Origin of the sequence: Micromonospora matsumotoense (assembly GCF_900091525.1) — a bacterium.
GTDB classification, from domain to species: Bacteria; Actinomycetota; Actinomycetes; order Mycobacteriales; family Micromonosporaceae; genus Micromonospora; species Micromonospora matsumotoensis.
The window spans coordinates 103087-121148 of the sequence record NZ_FMCU01000005.1 but is presented as its reverse complement, the minus strand read 5'-3'; the positions used below and the strand labels follow the sequence as shown (position 1 = coordinate 121148).

The following is an 18062-nucleotide window of genomic DNA, read 5'->3' as shown; positions in this document are numbered from 1 at the left end:
GCCGTGCCGCTCACCCTGGTCCACGCCCGCTACCAGCTACTGGAGATCATCCGCATCCCGGTCGCCGTGGTCGGCAGCGCCTTCTTCCCCGCCGCCGCGATGCTCTTCTTCGTCGTCCCGTTCGCCGGGGACGACCCGACCGGCGCCACCTACGCCACCGCCGCGATGGTCACCTTCGCGGTGATGAGCGCCAACATCTTCCAGTACGGCATCGGCGTCGCCGAGGACCGCGACCAACCCTGGAACCCGTACACCCGCACCCTGCCCGCCGGGCCGGGACCCCGACTGGCCGGGCGGATCCTGGCCGGGCTGGTGCTGACCTACCTGTCGATGCTGCCCGTCGTGATCATCGCGACGGTCGCCACGGCCGCCCGGGTCACCCCGGTCGGGCTGCTGCTCGGCGCGCTCACCGTGGCGGTCGTGTCGGTGCCGTTCACCCTGCTGGGTCTCGCCATCGGCTACTCGCTGCCGAGCAAGGCGGCGATCGTGGTCGCGCAGGTCATCTTCTTCCCGCTGGCCTTCGGCGGCGGCCTGCTCTCCGCCCCCGGCGACGCCCCCGGCTTCATCCAGGTGATCGCGCCGTTCCTGCCCACCCGGGGGGCGGTCGAGCTGATGTGGGCGGCGGTCGGCGACTGGCGACCCGACCCGCTCGCCCTGACCATGCTCGGCGTCTGGATCGTGCTGCTCGCCGCGGTCTCCGGCTGGGCGTACCGGCGCGACGAGGGTCGCCGGTTCAGTTGACCTTTCGCCGGTTCGGCCCGGTGGCCGGCGACCGGTGCCACGATGCCGGCAGGGCGTCCCACCGGCACGCCCCCGCAGCCGAGAGGGGCCGACGTGAGCACCGTCGCCGCGGGCACGCCCTGCTGGACCGACCTGGCGACCCCCGACCTGGACGCCGCCCGGCGGTTCTACCCCGAACTGTTCGGCTGGACCGGCCGGATCGCGCCGGAACCCGAGGCCGCCGGCTACACCACCTTCCGCCGGGACGGCCGGGCGGTGGCGGGCGCCGGCCCACCGGCCGACCCGGACCAGGTGCCGGTCTGGTCGACGTACGTGGCGACCGACGACGCCGATCTGGTCACCACCCGGGTCGAGGCAGCCGGCGGGCAGGTGCTGGTCGCCCCGTTCGACGTACTCGACGCCGGCCGGATGGCGGTCTTCACCGACCCGGCCGGCGCGGTGTTCAGCGTCTGGCAGCCCATGCGGATGCCCGGGGCGGAGTTGCGCGACGCTCCCGGGGCGATGTGCTGGAACGAGTTGGTCAGCCCGGACCCGGAGGGTGCGGTGCTCTTCTACGAGCTGGTCTTCGGCTGGCATCCCCAGGAGCAGTCCAGTGCCGGGCCCGGCTACACCGGCTGGCGGTGCGGGACACGGATCGTGGCCGGAATGCTGCCGACGCCCGGCGGCGACCCGCCTACCGACCGGCCCGCGTACTGGTCGGTGTTCTTCGCGGTGGCCGACGTGGACGCGACCGCCGCCCGCGCCACCACCCTCGGCGGCACCATCCTCACCCCACCCCGGGACACCCTCCTGGGCCGCCGCACCACCCTCCGCGACCCCCAGGGCGCCCGCTTCTCCCTGCTCCAGACGGGTGCTGCCGGACAGCGGTGAGCTTCACGACCGTGGCGATTCGGGACGGATGGGGACCACCAGGGGGCCGCGGTCGCCGGGGATGACCCGGACCCGGGCCCGGTAGTGGCGGGACAGCAACTCCTCGGTGAGCACCTCGTCGGGCGGGCCCGCCGCGACGACCCGGCCGTCGGCGAGCAGCACCATCCGGTCGGCGTACTCACCGGCCACGGAGAGGTCGTGCATGGTGGCCAGCACGGTCAGGCCGTGCGCCCGGCGGAGCTGGTCCACCAACTCCAGCACCTCCTGCTGGTGGCCGATGTCCAACGCGCTGGTCGGCTCGTCCAGCAGCAGCAGGGTGGCACCCTGGGCCAGCGCCCGGGCCAGGAAGACCCGCTGGCGCTCCCCGCCGGAGAGGGTGGCCAGCTCCCGCCGGGGGAACCCGGTCAGATCCAACCGGTCGAGTACGTCGTGCACGGCGGCCAGGTCGGCCGCCGACTCCCGACCCAGCGGCGCGATGTACGGGGTCCGCCCCAGCAGGACGTAGTCGAACACCGACATGCCCGCCGGCACCACCGGGGACTGCGCCACCGTCGCCACCACCCGGGCCCGGTCGCGGCGACGCAGCGCGCCGGACGGCGTACCGAACAGCGAGACCGCGCCGGGGGCGGGCAGCAGGCCGCCGACGGCACGCAGCAGCGTCGACTTGCCGGCGCCGTTCGGCCCGATCACCGTGACCCACTCGCCCGGGGTGACCGTCAGGTCGACGCCGGCCAGGATCACCGCCCCACCCAGCCGCACGTGCAGCCCCCGCACCTCGACCGCCGGCACCCCCGCCTGTGGGGTCCGCAAACCCGGCTCACTCCTCGCGCTCACGGGGCCACCTCTGTTCGCGACTGCGGGGCTCGCAAACCCGGCTCACTCCTCGCGCTCACGGGAAGACCCGGCGGGCGGTGCGCAGGACCAGGACGAAGAACGGGCCGCCGAGCAGGGCGGTCACCACGCCGATCGGGATCTCGGCGGGGGCGGCGGCGGTCCGGGCGACCACGTCGGTCAGCGCCAGGAACGCCCCGCCGAAGAGCATCGACAGCGGCAGGATCACCCGGTAGCTCGACCCGGCCAGCAGCCGTACGGTGTGCGGCACGATGATCCCGACGAAGCCGATCAGCCCGGAGGCGGAGACGGCGGCGGCGGTGCCGAGTGAGGCGGCGGCGATCAGCAGGTAGCGGGAGCGCTGCGGGTGCAGGCCGAGGCTGGCCGCCTCGTCGTCGCCGACGGAGAGCACGTCGAGTTCCCGCCGGTGCAGCAGCACCACGACGGCGGTCAGCACGAAGTAGGGCAGGATCAGCCGGACGTCGCCCCAGCCGGCGGTGCCCAGCCGCCCGAGCAACCAGGAGTAGACCTGCTGGATGCTGTCGGAGTGCCGTTGCAGCAGGTACGTCTGCCCGGCGGCGAGGAACGCCGACACCGCCACCCCGGCCAGGATCAGGGTCGCCGGTGACCGGTCCCGTCCGCCGGCCGCCCCGAGCAGGTACGTCAGGGCGACCGCCCCGAGCGAACCGACGAACGCGGCGAGCGGGATGGTGACCGGCATCCCGGTCAGCGCCCCGCCCGCCCCGACGCCGCCCAGCGTGATCACGGCGGTCACCGCGAGCCCCGCGCCGGCCGCCACCCCCAGCAGGTACGGGTCGGCCAACGGGTTGCGGAACACACCCTGGTAGCAGCCGCCGGCCAGGGCGAGCAGACCACCGACGAGCAGGCCGAGCACCACCCGGGGCAGCCGCAGCTCGGTGACGATGGCGATCTCGCGTTCGGTCAGCCCGCTGTCCAGGCGTACCCCGGGCAGCAGGTTGAGCAGTTCGGCGGCGACGCTGCCGGGCGGCAGGCCGACCGGGCCGAGGGACACCCCGGCGACCAGGGCGACCAGCACGGCGAGCACCCCGGCGGCGAGCCAGCGCTTACGCAGCCCGGCCGGTCGGGGCGTACCGGCGGCGACCTTCGGGGTGCGGACCCACCCGGCGGCGGTCCGTCGACCCGGGGCGGACGCGGACCCGGCCGGCTCGGACCCGGCCGGCTCGGACCCGGCCGGGGAGATTGCGGCGGCGGCCGGGCCGGGGGCGGGCACGCCGGGCGGCCGGGGCGCGTCGGGCGTCCCGGCCGGGCCGGGGTCGGTGGAGCGCACGGTCACCGGTGGTGGACCGTCACGCCGGCACCTTGGCGGTGGCGTCGACGATCGACCGGAGCAGGTCGACCACGCGCGGCCCCCAGCGCGAGGCGACGTCGTCGTCGAGGGCGACGACCTGGTTGTTCTTGACGGCGGTGACGCCGGCCCAGCCGCTGCGGGCCTTGACCGTGTCGGCGCTCTGCTGGCAGCACTTCACGTCGGCCAGGAAGACGAAGTCCGGGTTCGCCTTGACGATGACCTCCTGGGAGAGCTGCGGGTAGCCGCCGTTCTTGCCGTCGGCGTCGGAGGCGTCGGCGATGTTCTCCAGACCGGCCAGCGCGTAGATCGAACCGATGAAGGTCTTGCTGGTCGCGCTGTACAGCTCCGGCCCCAGCTCGTGGTAGTAGGTCAGCTTGGTGGACCGCTGCGGCAGGTCCTTGGTGAGCTTGCCGATCTCGTCCTTCATCCGGGCGGTGACGTCGGCCGCCTCGGTCGGGTGGCCGGTGAGCGTGCCCAGGTCGGTGAGCTGCCGGTACGAGTCGTCGAGGGTGGCCGCCGCCGGGGTGAGCAGCACCGGGACCTTCAGCGCGGTGAGCTGGGCGACGATCTTGTTGGTGTCGTTGGCGAGCAGCACCAGGTCGGGGTTCTTGCCGGCGATCGCCTCGGCGTTGGGCTGGAAGCCGGACAGCTCGCTCTTGGGCGCGTCGGCCGGGTAGTTCGACTGGTCGTCGACGGCGGTGACCTGCTTGCCGGCCCCGATGGCGAAGAGCATCTCGGTCGCGGTGGGCGACAGCGAGATGATCTTCTCGGGCCGCTTGTCCAGGGTGAGGTTGCCCACCGTGGCCGGGAAGGCCGCCGCGCCGGAGCTGCTGCCGGCGGCGGGGGCGTCGTCGGAGGTCTTCTCGGCGCACGCGCCGAGGGCGAGGGCGGCCACCGCGAGGGTCGCGGCGAACAGCCGGGGGGTACGTCGGGACATCGGTCCTCCTGTCGGTCGAGGAGCGTGGTGCTTCGCCGACAGGGCCGCTGGCGTACCCGTCCACGAGGCGCCCTTCCTCGAGAGCGCGTGTCGCGACCGACCGCAGGCGACCTGGCTCGTCCCCACACACGACGACGCCGGCCACTCGGGCCGGGCGCCGGGTGGGTCCCCGGCGGGGCCGGGAACCACGGTGGGGCATCTCAGTTGCGGGACAGCGCCGGTTTCGCACCGGCTTCGCTGCGGGTCGATCGGGTGCCACGGTAGCGCACGACCAGCGAAGATCGTCTGGTCGGGCGGGGCGGGTGGGGTCCCGTCGGGGGCTTACAGGACCCCACCCGGAGTCACGTCCGACGGGTCAGCAGTAGGTGCTCTGCTTGTTGATGACCCGGTAGGGACAGTCGGCGTACTCCGACAGGAGCAGCACCGCCTCCTTGTTGCGGGAGGTCTGGGCGGGGATCACCTCGTCGGGCGGGTAGAAGCCGCCACCGGCCCCGGACGACCCGGGATACATCTCGAAGGTGTACGCCCAGATCTTGTGCGTCGCCCACATCCAGTCGAGGCTGTCGCCGTCGGTGATGTAGAGGTCGCTGGACTGCTCGGGGGTGTAGCCGTTGGTGGCCGCCATCCGCTGCCCGAGGGTGGCGAAGGTGTTGTACTGGTCGGCGGTCATCCCGCTGGGGGTGTTGGCCGTGGTGTAGCCGAACGGCCAGAGCACCAGCTGCGAGTAGGTGTGCCAGTCGATGTTGGCCTTGATCTGCTGCACCCCGCCGACGACCCGGCTGTTGACGAAGTCCCGCATCGCCTTGGTCTCCGGGGCGGAGAAGGCCGACGGCCCCCGGTAGGTGGTCGACGACGGCGAGCCGGACGAGCCACCGCAGCAGCCCCAGTTGTAGCCCCAGTTGCGGTTCAGGTCGGTGCCGACCGCCGCAGCGCCGCTGTTGGGCTGCCGGTTCTTGCGCCAGGACCGGTAGGAGCCGGTGGCAATGTCGTACTCGCTGCCGTCCGGGTTGACGGTGGGGACGATCCAGATCTCCCGGGAGTTGACGATGCTGGTGATCCGCGAGTCGCTGCCGTAGCTGTCGGTGAACAGGTTGAGCAGGTAGATCGCCATCTCGACGGTCAGGTGCTCGCGGGCGTGCTGCTGGGAGTTGAACAGGATCTCCGGTTCGGCCTCGTCGGTGCCGACGTTGTCCGAGATCTTCACCGCCATCAGGTCACGGCCCTCGTACGACCGACCGATGCTGATCTTGCGGGCGATGGCCGGGTGGTCGGCGACCACCTGGTTGACCACGGTCGTCAGCTCGGCGTAGTCGTGGTAGTTCGAGTCGGCCGGCGGGAAGGCGTAGGTGCCGGCCCCCTCGGCGGGAGCCGGTGTGGTCTCCCGCTCCAGCCGGAAACCGAGCCGGGTGATCGCGGCAGCCTCGGACCGGGTCGCCGAGACGTACAGCACGCCGTGTTCGGCGGAGTCGATGGCCGCGCCGGTGCGGGCGACGGCGTTGCGGTCGGCGAGGGTACGCGGGCCGAGCACCCGGTATTCGGCGGCGGCGGGCTCGGGGTCCGGGGCCGGGCGCGCGGAGACCGGCCCGGTGGCGACGGCGGTGAGGCCGAGGCCGGCGACGACGGCGAGCGCCAGGCGACGCCGGAAGGGGGAGGTGCGGAAGGCCATGGACATCCTCCTCGGGGTACGGGAGATCCCGTTGTGCGCCCACTTCACCAGGAGTCACATGGTCATATCAATATCCGTGACTATCTCCAACCATCCCGACCGGATCGTCACATCGGCAATGATTTTCTCATCCACAGGCTCTGGCGAAACTTCCTGCCGAGCGGGACAGTGAACGGCAACGATCCCCCACCCTGCGGAGTTGCCATGTCCAGCAGAGCACTGCGCGCGGTCGCCCTGGTCGGCGTCGCCACCCTCACCCTGCTCGCCAGCACCGCCCCCGTCCACGCCGGCGGCCCGTCACCCGCCGGGACGCCCCCACCCGCCGGGGACCGCCCACCCCCGGGCGGACACGACGAGCAGATCACCTTCCAGGAGTGGTCCCGGCACCCCGACTGGCGGGCCGGCACCCACCGGGGCACGTACGCCGCACCCGGGCACCGCGCCGGCCTCGCCATCGGCCGTCCGGCCGGCACCACCGAGTTCACCGACCCGCACACCGGCACCACCCGCACCTGGGAGTACGCCACCTGGACCTCGCCGCGCACCCCGATCGGCTTCGACGCCACCGAACTCGTCGCCTCCTGGAACGCCGACACCCCCGCCGGCACCTGGCTCCAGGTCGAACTCCAGGGCACCTACACCACCGACGACCACACCCCGTGGTACGTGATGGCCCGGTGGGCCGCCGGTGACCAGGACATCGCCCGGGCCACCCTGGACGGTCAGGGCGACCCCTGGTCGAACGTCTGGACCGACACCCTCGTCATCGACGACGCCGACGCCGGGGTGCTGCTGCGGTCGTACCAGCTGCGGCTCACCCTCTACCGCGCGCCCGGCCGGGCCGCCTCGCCCCGGGTCCGGATGCTCGGCGCGATGAGTTCGCACGTGCCGGACCGGTTCACCGTCGCACCGAGCCGGGGCGGCATCGCCTGGGGCACCGAGTTGCCGGTGCCGGCCCGCTCCCAGATGGTCCACCGGGGCAGCTACCCGGAGTGGGGCGGCGGCGGCCAGGTCTGGTGCAGCCCGACGTCCACCACGATGGTGCTGGAGTACTACGGCAAACTGCCGTCGGCGGCCGACCTGTCCTGGATCGACCCCGACCACCCCCACCCGCAGGTCGTCCACGCCGCCCGGATGACCTGGGACAACGAGTACGAGGGCGCGGGCAACTGGCCGTTCAACACCGCGTACGCGGCCAGCTTCCCCGGCATCGAGGCGCGGGTGACCCGGCTGCACTCGCTCGACGAGGCGGAACGGTTCATCCGGGCCGGCATCCCCGTGGTCACCTCGCAGTCCTTCCTCGACACCGAGCTGGACGGGTCGAACTACGGCACCTCCGGGCACCTCTTCGTGATCGTCGGCTTCACCGCCGACGGGGACGTGATCGTCAACGACCCGGCGTCGGCGTCCAACGCCGAGGTGCGCAACGTCTACCGGCGGGACCAGTTCGAGCAGATCTGGCTGCGGACCAAGCGCTACCGGGCCAACGGCACGGTGGCCGGCGGGTCGGGCGGCATCGCCTACCTGATCAAGCCGACCGACCGCCCGTGGCCGGTGGTCCCCGGCTCGACCAACTGGTGATCTCCTCCCCGACCGGCGTGATCCACTCCGGGAGGGGGCCGGCGTGATCCACTCCGGGGGCCGGCGTGATCCACTCCAGAGGGCCGAAGTAGCGGTATCACCGCGCCGCGGTACCGCTATGGGGCCGATCTGGAGTGGATCATGGCCGATCGGGTCGCGGGGCGGGCGCACGGCGCAGGGCGGGCGGGGTCAGGCGCGGGGCGAGCAACTGACGCGGGCGGACGCGGGGCGCGGGCGGACGGGGGTGCGCGGGGGTCAGTGGGGCCGGTCGCCCTCGGCGGGTTGGTCGTCGCCGGCCAGGGCGGAGCGGAGCCGCTCCTTCTCCGCGCGTCGCCGCTCGGCGGCGGCGGCCACCTCCTCGGCCATCTGGTCCCGCCAACCCCGGAGCAGGAAGAACGACGCGGCAGCGGAGAAGATCAACGCCACCATCAGCTTCAGGAAGAGGTTCATCCCGACCGGCCACAGCGCCGCCACGACCACCAGGAACAGCCCGATCCGGGCCAGCGTGTACTTGACCGCCGCGCTCACAGGACCATCCTCATCCGCGACCGCGGGGCCCGCACACCCCGCTCGCTGCTCGCGCTCACGTTGCCCACTCCTTGCTTCTGCGTCGGGACGCCCGCCGTCGGGTAGTTCAGCCCGTCCGCCGGGCCAGCCAGTGCACGCCCTGGAACCAGAGCACCGCGTACCCGAGGGCGAACGCGAGCGCGGCCAGGCCGCCGGTGAACAGCGGCGCGAGCCCGCCGGCGAGGCCCGCCACCAGCAGCCCGGCGAGCACCGCGAGCAGCGCGGCGGACAGCGCCGCGACCACCCGGGCCGCACCGAAGTCCCAGGCCCGGAAGTCGTCCCAGAACAGCCAGGCCGGCAGGATCACCGCGAGCCAGCCGTTGGTACGACCGAAGTCACCTGCGCCGGCCACCGCGAACGCCCAGTCGAAGAGCACCAGCGCCAGCAGGCCGATCAGCCAACCGGCCAGGCTCACCCCGAGCAGGTCACCCAGGGTCAGGATGCGCCCCTCGGCGTCCCGACGGGGAAACCCGCTGCGCTGCTGCGCGGTCGGCTGCTGTCCGGTCATGGTGTGACGAGCATACGGCCGGGTCAGGCCCAGACCTGCTGCGGCTCGGCACGCCGAGACGCCAGCGAGGGCGCCCGGTCGTACTCGCGGACCACGTTGTAGCGGGTGTCCCGCTCGACCGGCTGGAAACCGGCGTCCCAGATCAGGTGCAGCAGATCGTCCCGGTGCATGGTGTTCGGGGTGCCGTACGAGTCGGCGTCGTGGGTGATCTTGTATTCGACGACCGAGCCGTCCAGGTCGTCCACGCCGAAGTTGAGCGACAGCTGGGCCACCGACAGCCCGTGCATCACCCAGAAGTTCTTCACGTGCGGGACGTTGTCGAACAGCAGCCGGGAGACCGCGAACGTCTTCAACGACTCGGCCGGCGAGGCCATCGTGGTACGCGCCTGGATCCGGTTGCGGATCTTGCCGTCCGCCGAGTCGACGAAGTCGTGCTGGTAGCGCAGCGGGATGAAGACCGCGAACCCGCCGGTCTGATCCTGCAACTCGCGCAGCCGCAGCACGTGGTCGACCCGGTGCCGGGGCTCCTCGATGTGCCCGTACAGCATCGTCGCCGGGGTCTTCATGCCCTTGGCGTGGGCCAGCGCGTGGATCCGCGACCAGTCCTCCCAGTGGCAGGCGTGGTCGACGATGTGCTGGCGGACCTCCCAGTCGAAGATCTCCGCGCCGCCGCCGGTCAACGACTCCAGGCCGGCGTCCATCAGCTCGTCGAGGATCTCGTCGGCCGACAGGCCGCTGATCTTTTCGAACCACTGCACCTCGGTCGCGGTGAAGCACTTGAGCTTGACGTTCGGCAGCGCCGCCTTCAGCTCCCGCAGCACCTTCGGGTAGTAGCGCCAGGGCAGCGTGGGGTGCAGGCCGTTGACGATGTGCAGCTCGGTGAGCTGCTCGTCCTCCATCTCCTTGGCCTTGCGGACCGCCTCGTCGATACGCATCGTGTACGCGTCCTTCTCGCCCGGCTTGCGCTGGAAAGAGCAGTACGCACACGAGGCGGAACAGACGTTCGTCAGGTTGAGGTGCCGGTTGACGTTGAACATCACCCGCTCGCCGTTCAACTCGGTACGCCGGTGGTGGGCCAGTCGACCCAACCAGGTCAGGTCGTCGCTCTCGTAGAGGGCGATCCCGTCCGAGCGGGTCAGTCGCTCCCCCGCGTACACCTTCGCTTCGAGCTCACGCTTGAGTCCGGCGTCCATCGAAAAGCCACGTCCCTTCCACCTGCGGTCCGATCGAGCCTACGTCGGGCCACCGACGAGTCGGCAGGACGGGCACCGGCAGCGACGTACTTCACCCGCACTCCCAGGCTTCTCCAAGCCGGCTGCGCATCGACATCGTTGTCCCGGTGCGGTAAGACAGGAAGGGACGCGGCGCAAGCCGGCGGCGTCCCGGTCGCCGCGCCCACCCCGCGCGGCGCCATCACGCGGCACAGGGAGCGGAATGGTCGACAGCGGGCACGGGCGACGGCAGCGACGACGCAGGAGCCCGTTGGTCTCCCCGGTGCTGCGTCCGGCGCTCTGGTCGGCGCTGCTCGGCGCGGTCGCCGCGATGGTCCTGGCCACCCCGGCCTATGCCGAGCCGCCGCTGCCCAACACCGTCCCGGACACCGGCTCCCGGCCGGTGGCGACGGGCGGGGTGCAGCTGCCCGGCGCGGCGACGCCCGGCTACCCGGCCCTCGGTCAGCCCGGTTACCCGACCCTGCCGGTCGGCGGGCTCCCGACCAGCCCGCTGCTGTCCCAGATCGACGCCCTGACCGCGCAGAACGGTCAGCTCGCCGACCAGCTCCTCCAGTTACAGAAGCAGCGCGACGACGCGCGGGTCCAACTCACCGGCGTGCAGGGTGAGCTGACCCGGGCCCGGGGCGCGCTGACCGTGGCGGAGCAGCAGGCCAACGCCGTCGCCGCGAACGCCTTCAAGGCCGCCGCCGCCCTGCCGCCCGGCGAGCTGGCCCGTGACCTGCGCGGGCTGAGCGTCCTGCAGCGGGCCTCCCGGGGTGAGCAGGCCGACGACGAGACCACCGCGGCGGCCGGCGAGCTGTCCCGGGCCCGGACGGCCGAGCAGGTCGCCGCCCAGGCGGTCACCGCCGCCACGGACCGGGTCCGGCGGGCCGAGGAACAGTTCGCCGCGGTGCAGAAGGCGCTGCGGGACAACGACGCCAAGATCGCCAAGCTGCGGGCGGAAAACCAGGCCCAGCTCATCGCGCTGGAGAAGCAGCAGGAGGCCGCCGAGCAGAGGCTGGGTGCGGCGTACGTCGAGGGGCAGAGCAGCACCGGGCTGAACGCCAGTCCGCAGGCGCTCGCCGCCGTCCGGTACGCGCTGGCGCAGCTCGGCGACCCCTACCTCTGGGCGGCCGAGGGCCCGGACCGGTTCGACTGCTCGGGGCTGATGTGGGCCGCCTACCGGTCCGCCGGCTACTACGACCTGCCCCGGGTCGCCCGTGACCAGTACTACGCCACCCGCGGCCGGACGGTCTCCCAGGGTGCCCTGCTCCCCGGCGACCTGCTCTTCTTCGCCTCCGGCAGCAGCTGGACGACCATCCACCACGTCGCCATGTACATCGGTGGTGGGCGGATGGTGCAGGCCCCGCGCAGCGGGGACGTGGTCAAGATCTCCCAGGTCCGGTGGTCCGGTCTCTACGCCTCCACCCGGGTCGTCGGCGCGGTCACCACCCCAGGCTCCCCGGTCACCCAGGTCCCCACGCCGACCCCGGGCGCCACCAGCGCGTCGCCGAAGCCCACCACCCCGTCGCCGAAGCCCACCAGCGCCTCACCGAAGCCGCCCACACCCCGGCCGACGTCGACCACGGTCCCGACGAAGCCGCCGACGCCGAAGCCGTCCGTGACGCCCACCCCCACCCCGAGCAAGAGCGCCGAACCGACGCCGAGCATCTCCGGCTCCGGCTCCCCGGACGACAGCGCCACCCCGACCACGGCCGTCAACACCGGCGCCCCCCAGAGCAGCAGGTCGGCGTCCACCTCGACCTCGGCGACCGCCCCGGCGAGCACCGGGAGCTGACCGACCGCCACCACCGCGACCCTCCCCTCGGCACTCCGACTGTGCCGACGGGGCGAGATGTGGCACGGTGACACGAGGCACATCCGGTCGCCGTTCACGGGGCGCGGGTGCGAGGGTGCGCGGAGGGCGATCATGGGCGAGCAAGAGGTTCCGGTGCGGCAGGTCGACCAGGGACCCGTGCCCGACCCGGCCACCGACAGCCCGGTCCGACCCACCGCACCCGCCGACGCACCCGGTCGGACCGGCGACGGGGCCACCGACAACCCGGGCCGACCCACCGGGGCCGCCGACAGCTCCGGCCGGTTCACCGGAACCAGCGATGCCCCGGCCCGGCGGGGTCCGTCCACCGACGGACCGGCCCGCGCCACGGCCAGTGTGCGGACCGTGACCGCACCGCCCGAGGGCAACGAACTTCCCGCCGGACCGGCCACCGCGACCACCTACCGAGCGGGCACCCCGGCCACCATCCCTGCCTCCCGAACACCCGACCCGCCCTCCAACGGCTCGGCTCCGGACGACCCGCACCCCCATGGCCCGGCTCCGGGCGACCCGGGTTCCCCGACCGGCGTTCCCGGGCAGCGCGGCGGGTCGGACGGCGGCACGGCACGGGCCAGCGTCTCCGTCCCCGGGCTCAGTCGGATCTCCGCCGCCGAGGCCGAGGGCGCGGCGGCGGGCGCGGGAACCCGGTCCGGTGACGCGTCCCCCGGGGTGTACCGGTCGGCACCGGTCAGCCCGGAACCGCCCGAGCCTGCGCAGCCCCCGGAGCCGGTCCAGCCGCCGACCCCACCGACCCCGGAACCGGAGCCCACCCCGGTGCCGACCCCCACGCCCGAGCCCGCCCCGAGTCCCACGCCGTTCACCCCTGAGCCGCCCGCTCCCGGGCCGTTCCCCGCGCCGGTCCCGCCGCTGCCCGGCCCACCGCCGGGTCCCGTCCCGGTCCCGCCCGTCCCGGTCCCGCCCGGCCCGGTCCCGCCCGGCCCCGTCCCGCCCGTACCCGGGCCACCGGTGCCACCCCCGGGTCCGGCGGTACCGCCGCCGCCTGCGCCACCCGGCCCGATGCCGGCACCTCCGTTCCCGCCGCCGCCGGCCATGACCGGCCGCGCGACCCCGGCCTTCCGGGCCAGCGCCTCCGCCGCAGTACCCCCGACCGCCGGCACCGTCACCCCGACCGTCCCGGCACCTCCGGCCCCGGCGTCCGCCACCTTCACCCCGCCCGCCTCCGCACGCCCGTCCGCCTCCGCACCTGCCGTCCCGGCACTCCCCGCCTTCACCCCGCCGTCGTCCGCGTCCCCCGCCCCGGCATCGCCCGCCTTCACCCCGCCGTCGTCCGCGTCCCCGGCGAAGGGCGGCGGTACGGGTGCTGCCGGCTCGGCCGTGCCGACGTTCCGGGCCCCGGTCGTGCCCGACCTGTCGGGCGGCGACGCCACGTCGGCACTGCCGGAGGTGCCGGCGCCCGCGCTGCCCGGCTCGCCCCGCTCCGTACCCGCCCCGGGCGGGACGGCCGGCGGCGTCACCCGTCGTGCCACCGGCACCTCCTACCGGGGCGGTCCGGACCTGGCGAGCGTCGGCTACGGCGGCGGCACCGACGGGCCCGGCCACTCCACGGTCGCATTCCCGGCCGCCAATTCCGTGGAGAACTCCGGCTCGCTGACCGGACACATCCTGGCTCAGGGCTGGTCCGACACGCCGACGCCGCGATCCCGCACCACCCGGGTGGTGATCGTGCTCGCCGCCTCGCTGGGACTGCTGGTGGCGATCAGCGTGCTGGTCGTCCTGCTCGCCAACAACGTGATGGACGGGCTGGTCGGCAACATGCTGTCCCCGTGAGACCCCGGCGGCCGGACGCCACGGAGGTGCTGGTGGGCGGGCCCGGCAGGCGGGTGGGGAGGACCGGATCGGGGGTGAGTCCGCCCACTACCGGCGCGGAGTGCACTGGCGGCACCGCCGGATCGCCGTACACTTGTCGGGATCACTGACCCGGCGCGCGTGGCGTGCCCCTGGGCGATCTTGCGGGCGATTCGGCGGCGAACCTCATGCTGCGGCGGGCCATCGCGAAGATGCGCCCCGCTCGAAAGGCATTTCTTGACCACCTCCGTTGACCCCGGCACCATTCCGTCCGCCCACGACCTCCCGGCCGGTGACGACACCGGCAACGCCCCGGCTCCGGCCACCCCCGTCGTCGGCTTCGCCGACCTGGGGCTGCCCCGGCAGTTGGTCGACACCCTCGCCCGGCAGGGCATCACCACCCCGTTCGAGATCCAGCGGGCCACCCTGCCCGACGCCATCGCCGGCCGGGACGTCCTCGGCCGGGGCCAGACCGGCTCCGGCAAGACCCTGGCCTTCGGGCTGGCGGTCATCGCGCGGCTGGCCGAGCGCAACCGGGCCCGGCCGCTGCACCCCCGCGCCCTGGTCCTGGTCCCGACCCGCGAGCTGGCGATGCAGGTCAACGACGCGCTGCTGCCGCTCGGCAAGGCCGTCGGGATCTTCCTCAAGGCCGCCGTCGGTGGCGTCCCGTACGACCGGCAGATCGACGCGCTGCGGCGGGGCGTCGAGATCGTCGTGGCCACCCCGGGCCGGCTCGGCGACCTGATCAACCGGGGCGTCTGCGTCCTGGACGACGTCGAGGTGACCGTCCTGGACGAGGCCGACCAGATGGCCGACATGGGCTTCCTCCCCGAGGTCACCGAGTTGCTCGCCAAGACCCCGGCGAACGCCCAGCGGCTGCTCTTCTCGGCCACCCTGGACGGTGACGTCGACACACTGGTCAGGCGGTTCATGACCGACCCGGTGACGCACTCCACCGCCCCGTCGACCGCGTCGGTGTCCACCATGGACCACCACCTGCTGCTGATCCCGCCGCACGACAAGTTCGCCGTGGCGGCGTCGATCGCGGCCCGCCCCGGCCGGACCATGCTCTTCGCCCGTACCCAGCTCGGCGTCGACCGGCTGGTGGAGCAGCTCGGCGCGGTGGGCGTACGGGCCGGTGGGCTGCACGGCGGCAAGACCCAGCGGATGCGCACCAAGACCCTCGCCGAGTTCAAGGAGGGACGGATGGACGTGCTGGTCGCCACCGACGTGGCGGCCCGGGGCATCCACGTCGACGGGGTCTCCCTGGTGCTGCACATCGACCCGCCGAAGGACCCAAAGGACTACCTGCACCGGGCGGGTCGTACCGCCCGGGCCGGTGAGTCGGGCGCGGTGGCCACGCTGGTGCTGCCCAAGCAGCGGCGGACCACGCTGGCGATGCTGGAGAAGGCCGGCGTGGAGCCGGCCGAGACCCGGGTCCGGGTCGGCGACGCGGTGCTGACCGAACTGACCGGGGCCCGCGAGCCCAGTGGCATCCCGGTCCCGGTACGCGACGAGCCCGAGCCGCGTCGGCACGGCGACCGTCCGCGCCGCTTCGGCGACCGGGACTCCCGCAGCTACGGCGGCAACCGCGACAGCCGGGGCTACGCCGGCAACCGGGACAGCCGCGGTTACAGCGGTGACCGGGACAGCCGGGGTCACAGCGGTGACCGCGACAGCCGGAGTCACGCTGGCGACCGTGGCTACAGCGCGCGCCCCAGCAGTGAGCGTGGGTACGGCGACCGGCCCAGCGGCGACCGGAGCTACAGCCCCCGCCCCAGCGGCGACCGGAGCTACGGCGATCGACCGGGTGGCGACCGGGGCTACAGCGCCCGCCCCGCCGGTGACCGTGGGTACGGCGACCGGCCCAGCGGCGACCGGGGCTACGGGGATCGCGTGCAGACCGACCGGGGTTACGGCGACCGGCGCTTCGGCGACCGGGGTGAGCAGCGTTTCGGTGACCGGGAGGCCCGGGGCGAGCAGCACTCCGGGGAGCGCCGGTTCGGCAACGGTGAGCCGCGTGCCACCGACCGGCGGGGCGGGTTCCGCACCGAGGGTCGGGTCCGCGACGACCGGCCGCGTGACGACCGGCAGGGCTTCGGCGGTAGGCCACCGGCGCGTACCCACTGATCGGTGGAATTCCCGACGCCGCCCCGGAGCCCACGCTCCGGGGCGGCGTTCGTGCATGCGCTGCCGACGACGCCCGGCTGGCGTAACGTCCGCACCATGCCGAGGTCACTATTCTGGAGCCGGACGGACACCGCCGGGGCCGAGCACGCCGTCCTCGACGACGGGTCAGGGTTCGCCGCGCACGGCACCCAACTGGCCGTCGACCCGATCCCCTACACCTGCCGGTACCGGGTGGTGGCCGGCGCGGACGGGGTCACCGTCTCGCTCGCCGTGGAGGCCGAGGGGGCCGGCTGGTCGCGGACCGTACGACTGGAACGCGGGGCGGACGGCTGGCGGGTGACGACCGGCGAGCAGGGCGACCTGGACGCGGCGCTGCGGGCGGCCGGGCAGCCACCGGCCGGGCTACCCGGCATCGAGGAGACCGACCGGTTGCACGACGCCCTCGACGTCGACCTGGGCGGCTCGGCCCTGTTCAACAGCCTGCCGATCCGCCGGTTGGGGTTGGCGGGGGCCACGTCCAGCACCGAGCACCGGATCACCGTGGCCTGGGTGCTGGTGCCGAGCCTGGAGGTGGTGGCCGGCGAGCAGGTCTACACGGCGCTCGGGCCGGGGCGGGTGGGATTCACCAGCGACACCTTCCGCGCCGAGTTGGAGGTGGACGGCGCGGGCCTGGTCCGGCACTACCCCGGTGTGGCCGACCGGGCGGACCTGGGCTGACCCGCGCCCGAGTCGGTAACGTCATCAGTTCTACAGCGGCCGGAGCCGGCAGGGGTACGGCGCCACCCAGCGGTACGGCACGTCCACGGTGTCGACGCCCTCAGGTCGGCCAACCGCCGGTGGTGAGGAAGCGGTCGATGGTGGCCAGGTGCGGAGCCAGATCGAGACCCTGGGCGGCCACCCAGCCGTCGTCGTAGTAGGTGTCGGTGTACCGCTCTCCGGCGTCGCAGATCAGCGTCACCACCGAGCCGGTCCGGCCCTGCGCGCGCAGCTCGGCGATCAGCCCGAACGCCCCCCACAGGTTGGTGCCGGTCGAGCCTCCGACCCGCCGGCCGAGCACCGCCGAGCCGGCCCGCATGGCGGCCAGCGAGGCGGCGTCCGGCACCTGGGTCATCCGGTCCACCACCGAGGGGAGGAAGGACGCCTCGACGGTGGGCCGGCCGATCCCCTCGATCCGGGAACCCCGGCCGGTGCGCACCGACCAGTCGGCGGCCTGCCACGCCGGATAGAACGCCGAGTTCTCCGGGTCGACCACGCAGAGCTTGGTGGGCAGCCGTTGGAAGCGGGCGTACCGTCCGATGGTGGCGCTGGTGCCGCCGGTGCCCGCGCCGACCACGATCCAGGCCGGCACGGGGTGCCGCTCCAGGGAGAGCTGGGCATAGATCGACTCGGCGATGTTGTTGTTGCCCCGCCAGTCGGTGGCCCGCTCGGCGTAGGTGAACTGGTCCATGAAGTGCCCGCCGCTGTCCTCGGCGAGCCAGCGCGCCTCGACCACCACCTTGGCCGGGTCCTCGACCAGGTGGCAACGCCCGCCGTGAAACTCGATCTGGGCGATCTTCTCCGGTGAGGTGGAGGCGGGCATCACCGCGACGAACGGCAGCCCGAGCATCCGGGCGAAGTACGCCTCGGAGACCGCCGTCGAGCCGGAGGACGCCTCGATCACCGTGGTCGACGGTCCGATCCAGCCGTTGCAGAGCCCGTAGAGGAAGAGTGAACGGGCCAACCGGTGCTTGAGTGAGCCGGTGGGGTGCACCGACTCGTCCTTGAGATAGAGGTCGATCCCCCACTGTCGGGGCAGCGGGAACGGCAGCAGGTGGGTGTCGGCCGACCGGTTGGCGTCGGCCTCCACCGCGGCGATGGCCTCGGTCACCCAGACCCGTCCGGCCTCGTCGCACCGCTCCAGATGAGTCACGTCGGCAACGTTACAAGCGAGGTCAGCTCGGGTTCGGGCCGCCCCGGCATCGCCGCCGACGGGCGCCGACGGCGGGCAGCAGCGACGGGCGACGGCGACGGGCGACGGCAGGCGGACCGCGCTGCGCGTACGGCGGCG

Annotated in this window: 14 protein-coding genes and 1 pseudogene; 7 read left to right on the top strand and 8 right to left on the bottom strand. The window is 73.5% G+C overall.

Translation table 11 applies throughout. The features are described 5' to 3' along the window. The first annotated feature begins 3 nt into the window (after positions 1-3). Both GA0070216_RS12505 and GA0070216_RS12500 read left to right on the top strand, forming a co-directional pair. A complete protein-coding gene (locus GA0070216_RS12505) occupies positions 4-741 on the top strand; it encodes an ABC transporter permease (RefSeq protein WP_091244319.1) in 738 nt (245 codons plus the stop codon). Positions 742-783: 42 nt separating this feature from the next. Continuing rightward, positions 784-1611, top strand: a complete 828-nt coding sequence (locus tag GA0070216_RS12500; protein WP_425413149.1) for a VOC family protein — start codon at positions 784-786, stop codon at positions 1609-1611. A gap of 3 nt (positions 1612-1614) precedes the next feature. Here GA0070216_RS12500 and GA0070216_RS12495 read toward each other — a convergent pair whose 3' ends face one another. The 4 genes and pseudogenes from GA0070216_RS12495 to GA0070216_RS12480 all read right to left on the bottom strand — a co-directional run. Then, positions 1615-2400 (bottom strand): ABC transporter ATP-binding protein, encoded by a 786-nt coding sequence (locus GA0070216_RS12495; protein ID WP_091244313.1) that lies wholly within the window; start codon positions 2398-2400, stop codon positions 1615-1617. Positions 2401-2500: 100 nt separating this feature from the next. Continuing rightward, a complete protein-coding gene (locus GA0070216_RS12490; RefSeq protein ID WP_091245239.1) occupies positions 2501-3535 on the bottom strand; it encodes a FecCD family ABC transporter permease in 1035 nt (344 codons plus the stop codon). A 235-nt stretch (positions 3536-3770) separates the two neighbouring features. Continuing rightward, on the bottom strand, positions 3771-4709 hold the full coding sequence (locus tag GA0070216_RS12485; RefSeq protein ID WP_091244310.1) for an ABC transporter substrate-binding protein: 939 nt from the start codon (positions 4707-4709) through the stop codon (positions 3771-3773). Between the two features lie 358 nt (positions 4710-5067). Beyond that, positions 5068-6375: pseudogene (locus GA0070216_RS12480) on the bottom strand (M14 family metallopeptidase); the annotation flags it as partial. Positions 6376-6579: 204 nt separating this feature from the next. On the opposite strand from GA0070216_RS12480, the gene GA0070216_RS36080 reads away from it, so the two are divergent. After that, a complete protein-coding gene (locus tag GA0070216_RS36080) occupies positions 6580-7956 on the top strand; it encodes a C39 family peptidase (protein ID WP_091244304.1) in 1377 nt (458 codons plus the stop codon). A 255-nt stretch (positions 7957-8211) separates the two neighbouring features. On the opposite strand, the gene GA0070216_RS12470 is transcribed toward GA0070216_RS36080, so the two are convergent. The 3 genes from GA0070216_RS12470 to mqnE all read right to left on the bottom strand — a co-directional run bounded on the left by GA0070216_RS12470 (position 8212) and on the right by mqnE (position 10224). Further along, complete coding sequence (locus tag GA0070216_RS12470) at positions 8212-8484, bottom strand: DUF4229 domain-containing protein (protein ID WP_091244301.1); 273 nt, start codon at positions 8482-8484, stop codon at positions 8212-8214. Between the two features lie 106 nt (positions 8485-8590). Beyond that, positions 8591-9031 carry a hypothetical protein gene (locus GA0070216_RS12465; RefSeq protein ID WP_091244297.1) on the bottom strand — a complete coding sequence of 147 codons (441 nt, stop codon included), beginning with the start codon at positions 9029-9031 and terminating at the stop codon, positions 8591-8593. 23 nt (positions 9032-9054) lie between these two features. After that, positions 9055-10224, bottom strand: coding sequence for an aminofutalosine synthase MqnE (gene mqnE, locus GA0070216_RS12460; RefSeq protein ID WP_091244294.1), 1170 nt, complete (start codon positions 10222-10224; stop codon positions 9055-9057). A gap of 241 nt (positions 10225-10465) precedes the next feature. On the opposite strand from mqnE, the gene GA0070216_RS12455 reads away from it, so the two are divergent. The 4 genes from GA0070216_RS12455 to GA0070216_RS12440 all read left to right on the top strand — a co-directional run bounded on the left by GA0070216_RS12455 (position 10466) and on the right by GA0070216_RS12440 (position 16732). Continuing rightward, the gene (locus GA0070216_RS12455; protein ID WP_091244291.1) at positions 10466-12040 is read left to right on the top strand and encodes a C40 family peptidase; all 1575 of its coding nucleotides are present in this window, start codon (positions 10466-10468) and stop codon (positions 12038-12040) included. 132 nt (positions 12041-12172) lie between these two features. Further along, positions 12173-13867 (top strand): hypothetical protein, encoded by a 1695-nt coding sequence (locus tag GA0070216_RS12450; protein WP_091244288.1) that lies wholly within the window; start codon positions 12173-12175, stop codon positions 13865-13867. A 255-nt stretch (positions 13868-14122) separates the two neighbouring features. After that, positions 14123-16015 carry a DEAD/DEAH box helicase gene (locus GA0070216_RS12445; protein WP_425413148.1) on the top strand — a complete coding sequence of 631 codons (1893 nt, stop codon included), beginning with the start codon at positions 14123-14125 and terminating at the stop codon, positions 16013-16015. A gap of 96 nt (positions 16016-16111) precedes the next feature. Further along, positions 16112-16732: a putative glycolipid-binding domain-containing protein gene (locus GA0070216_RS12440; protein ID WP_091244285.1), complete on the top strand. Its 621-nt coding sequence runs from the start codon at positions 16112-16114 to the stop codon at positions 16730-16732. A gap of 100 nt (positions 16733-16832) precedes the next feature. Here GA0070216_RS12440 and cds1 read toward each other — a convergent pair whose 3' ends face one another. Next, a complete protein-coding gene (gene cds1 / locus GA0070216_RS12435) occupies positions 16833-17924 on the bottom strand; it encodes an L-cysteine desulfhydrase Cds1 (RefSeq protein WP_091244282.1) in 1092 nt (363 codons plus the stop codon). Positions 17925-18062: the final 138 nt, after the last annotated feature.

Excerpts from the sequence above, each read along its gene's own strand:
- GA0070216_RS12500 (WP_425413149.1), top strand. The coding sequence starts at position 784 with ATGCCGGCAGGGCGTCCCACCGGCACGCCCCCGCAGCCGAGAGGGGCC.
- GA0070216_RS12485 (WP_091244310.1), bottom strand. The coding sequence starts at position 4,709 with ATGTCCCGACGTACCCCCCGGCTGTTCGCCGCGACCCTCGCGGTGGCC.
- GA0070216_RS36080 (WP_091244304.1), top strand. The coding sequence starts at position 6,580 with ATGTCCAGCAGAGCACTGCGCGCGGTCGCCCTGGTCGGCGTCGCCACC.
- GA0070216_RS12465 (WP_091244297.1), bottom strand. The coding sequence starts at position 9,031 with ATGACCGGACAGCAGCCGACCGCGCAGCAGCGCAGCGGGTTTCCCCGT.
- mqnE (WP_091244294.1), bottom strand. The coding sequence starts at position 10,224 with ATGGACGCCGGACTCAAGCGTGAGCTCGAAGCGAAGGTGTACGCGGGG.
- GA0070216_RS12455 (WP_091244291.1), top strand. The coding sequence starts at position 10,466 with ATGGTCGACAGCGGGCACGGGCGACGGCAGCGACGACGCAGGAGCCCG.
- GA0070216_RS12450 (WP_091244288.1), top strand. The coding sequence starts at position 12,173 with ATGGGCGAGCAAGAGGTTCCGGTGCGGCAGGTCGACCAGGGACCCGTG.
- GA0070216_RS12440 (WP_091244285.1), top strand. The coding sequence starts at position 16,112 with ATGCCGAGGTCACTATTCTGGAGCCGGACGGACACCGCCGGGGCCGAG.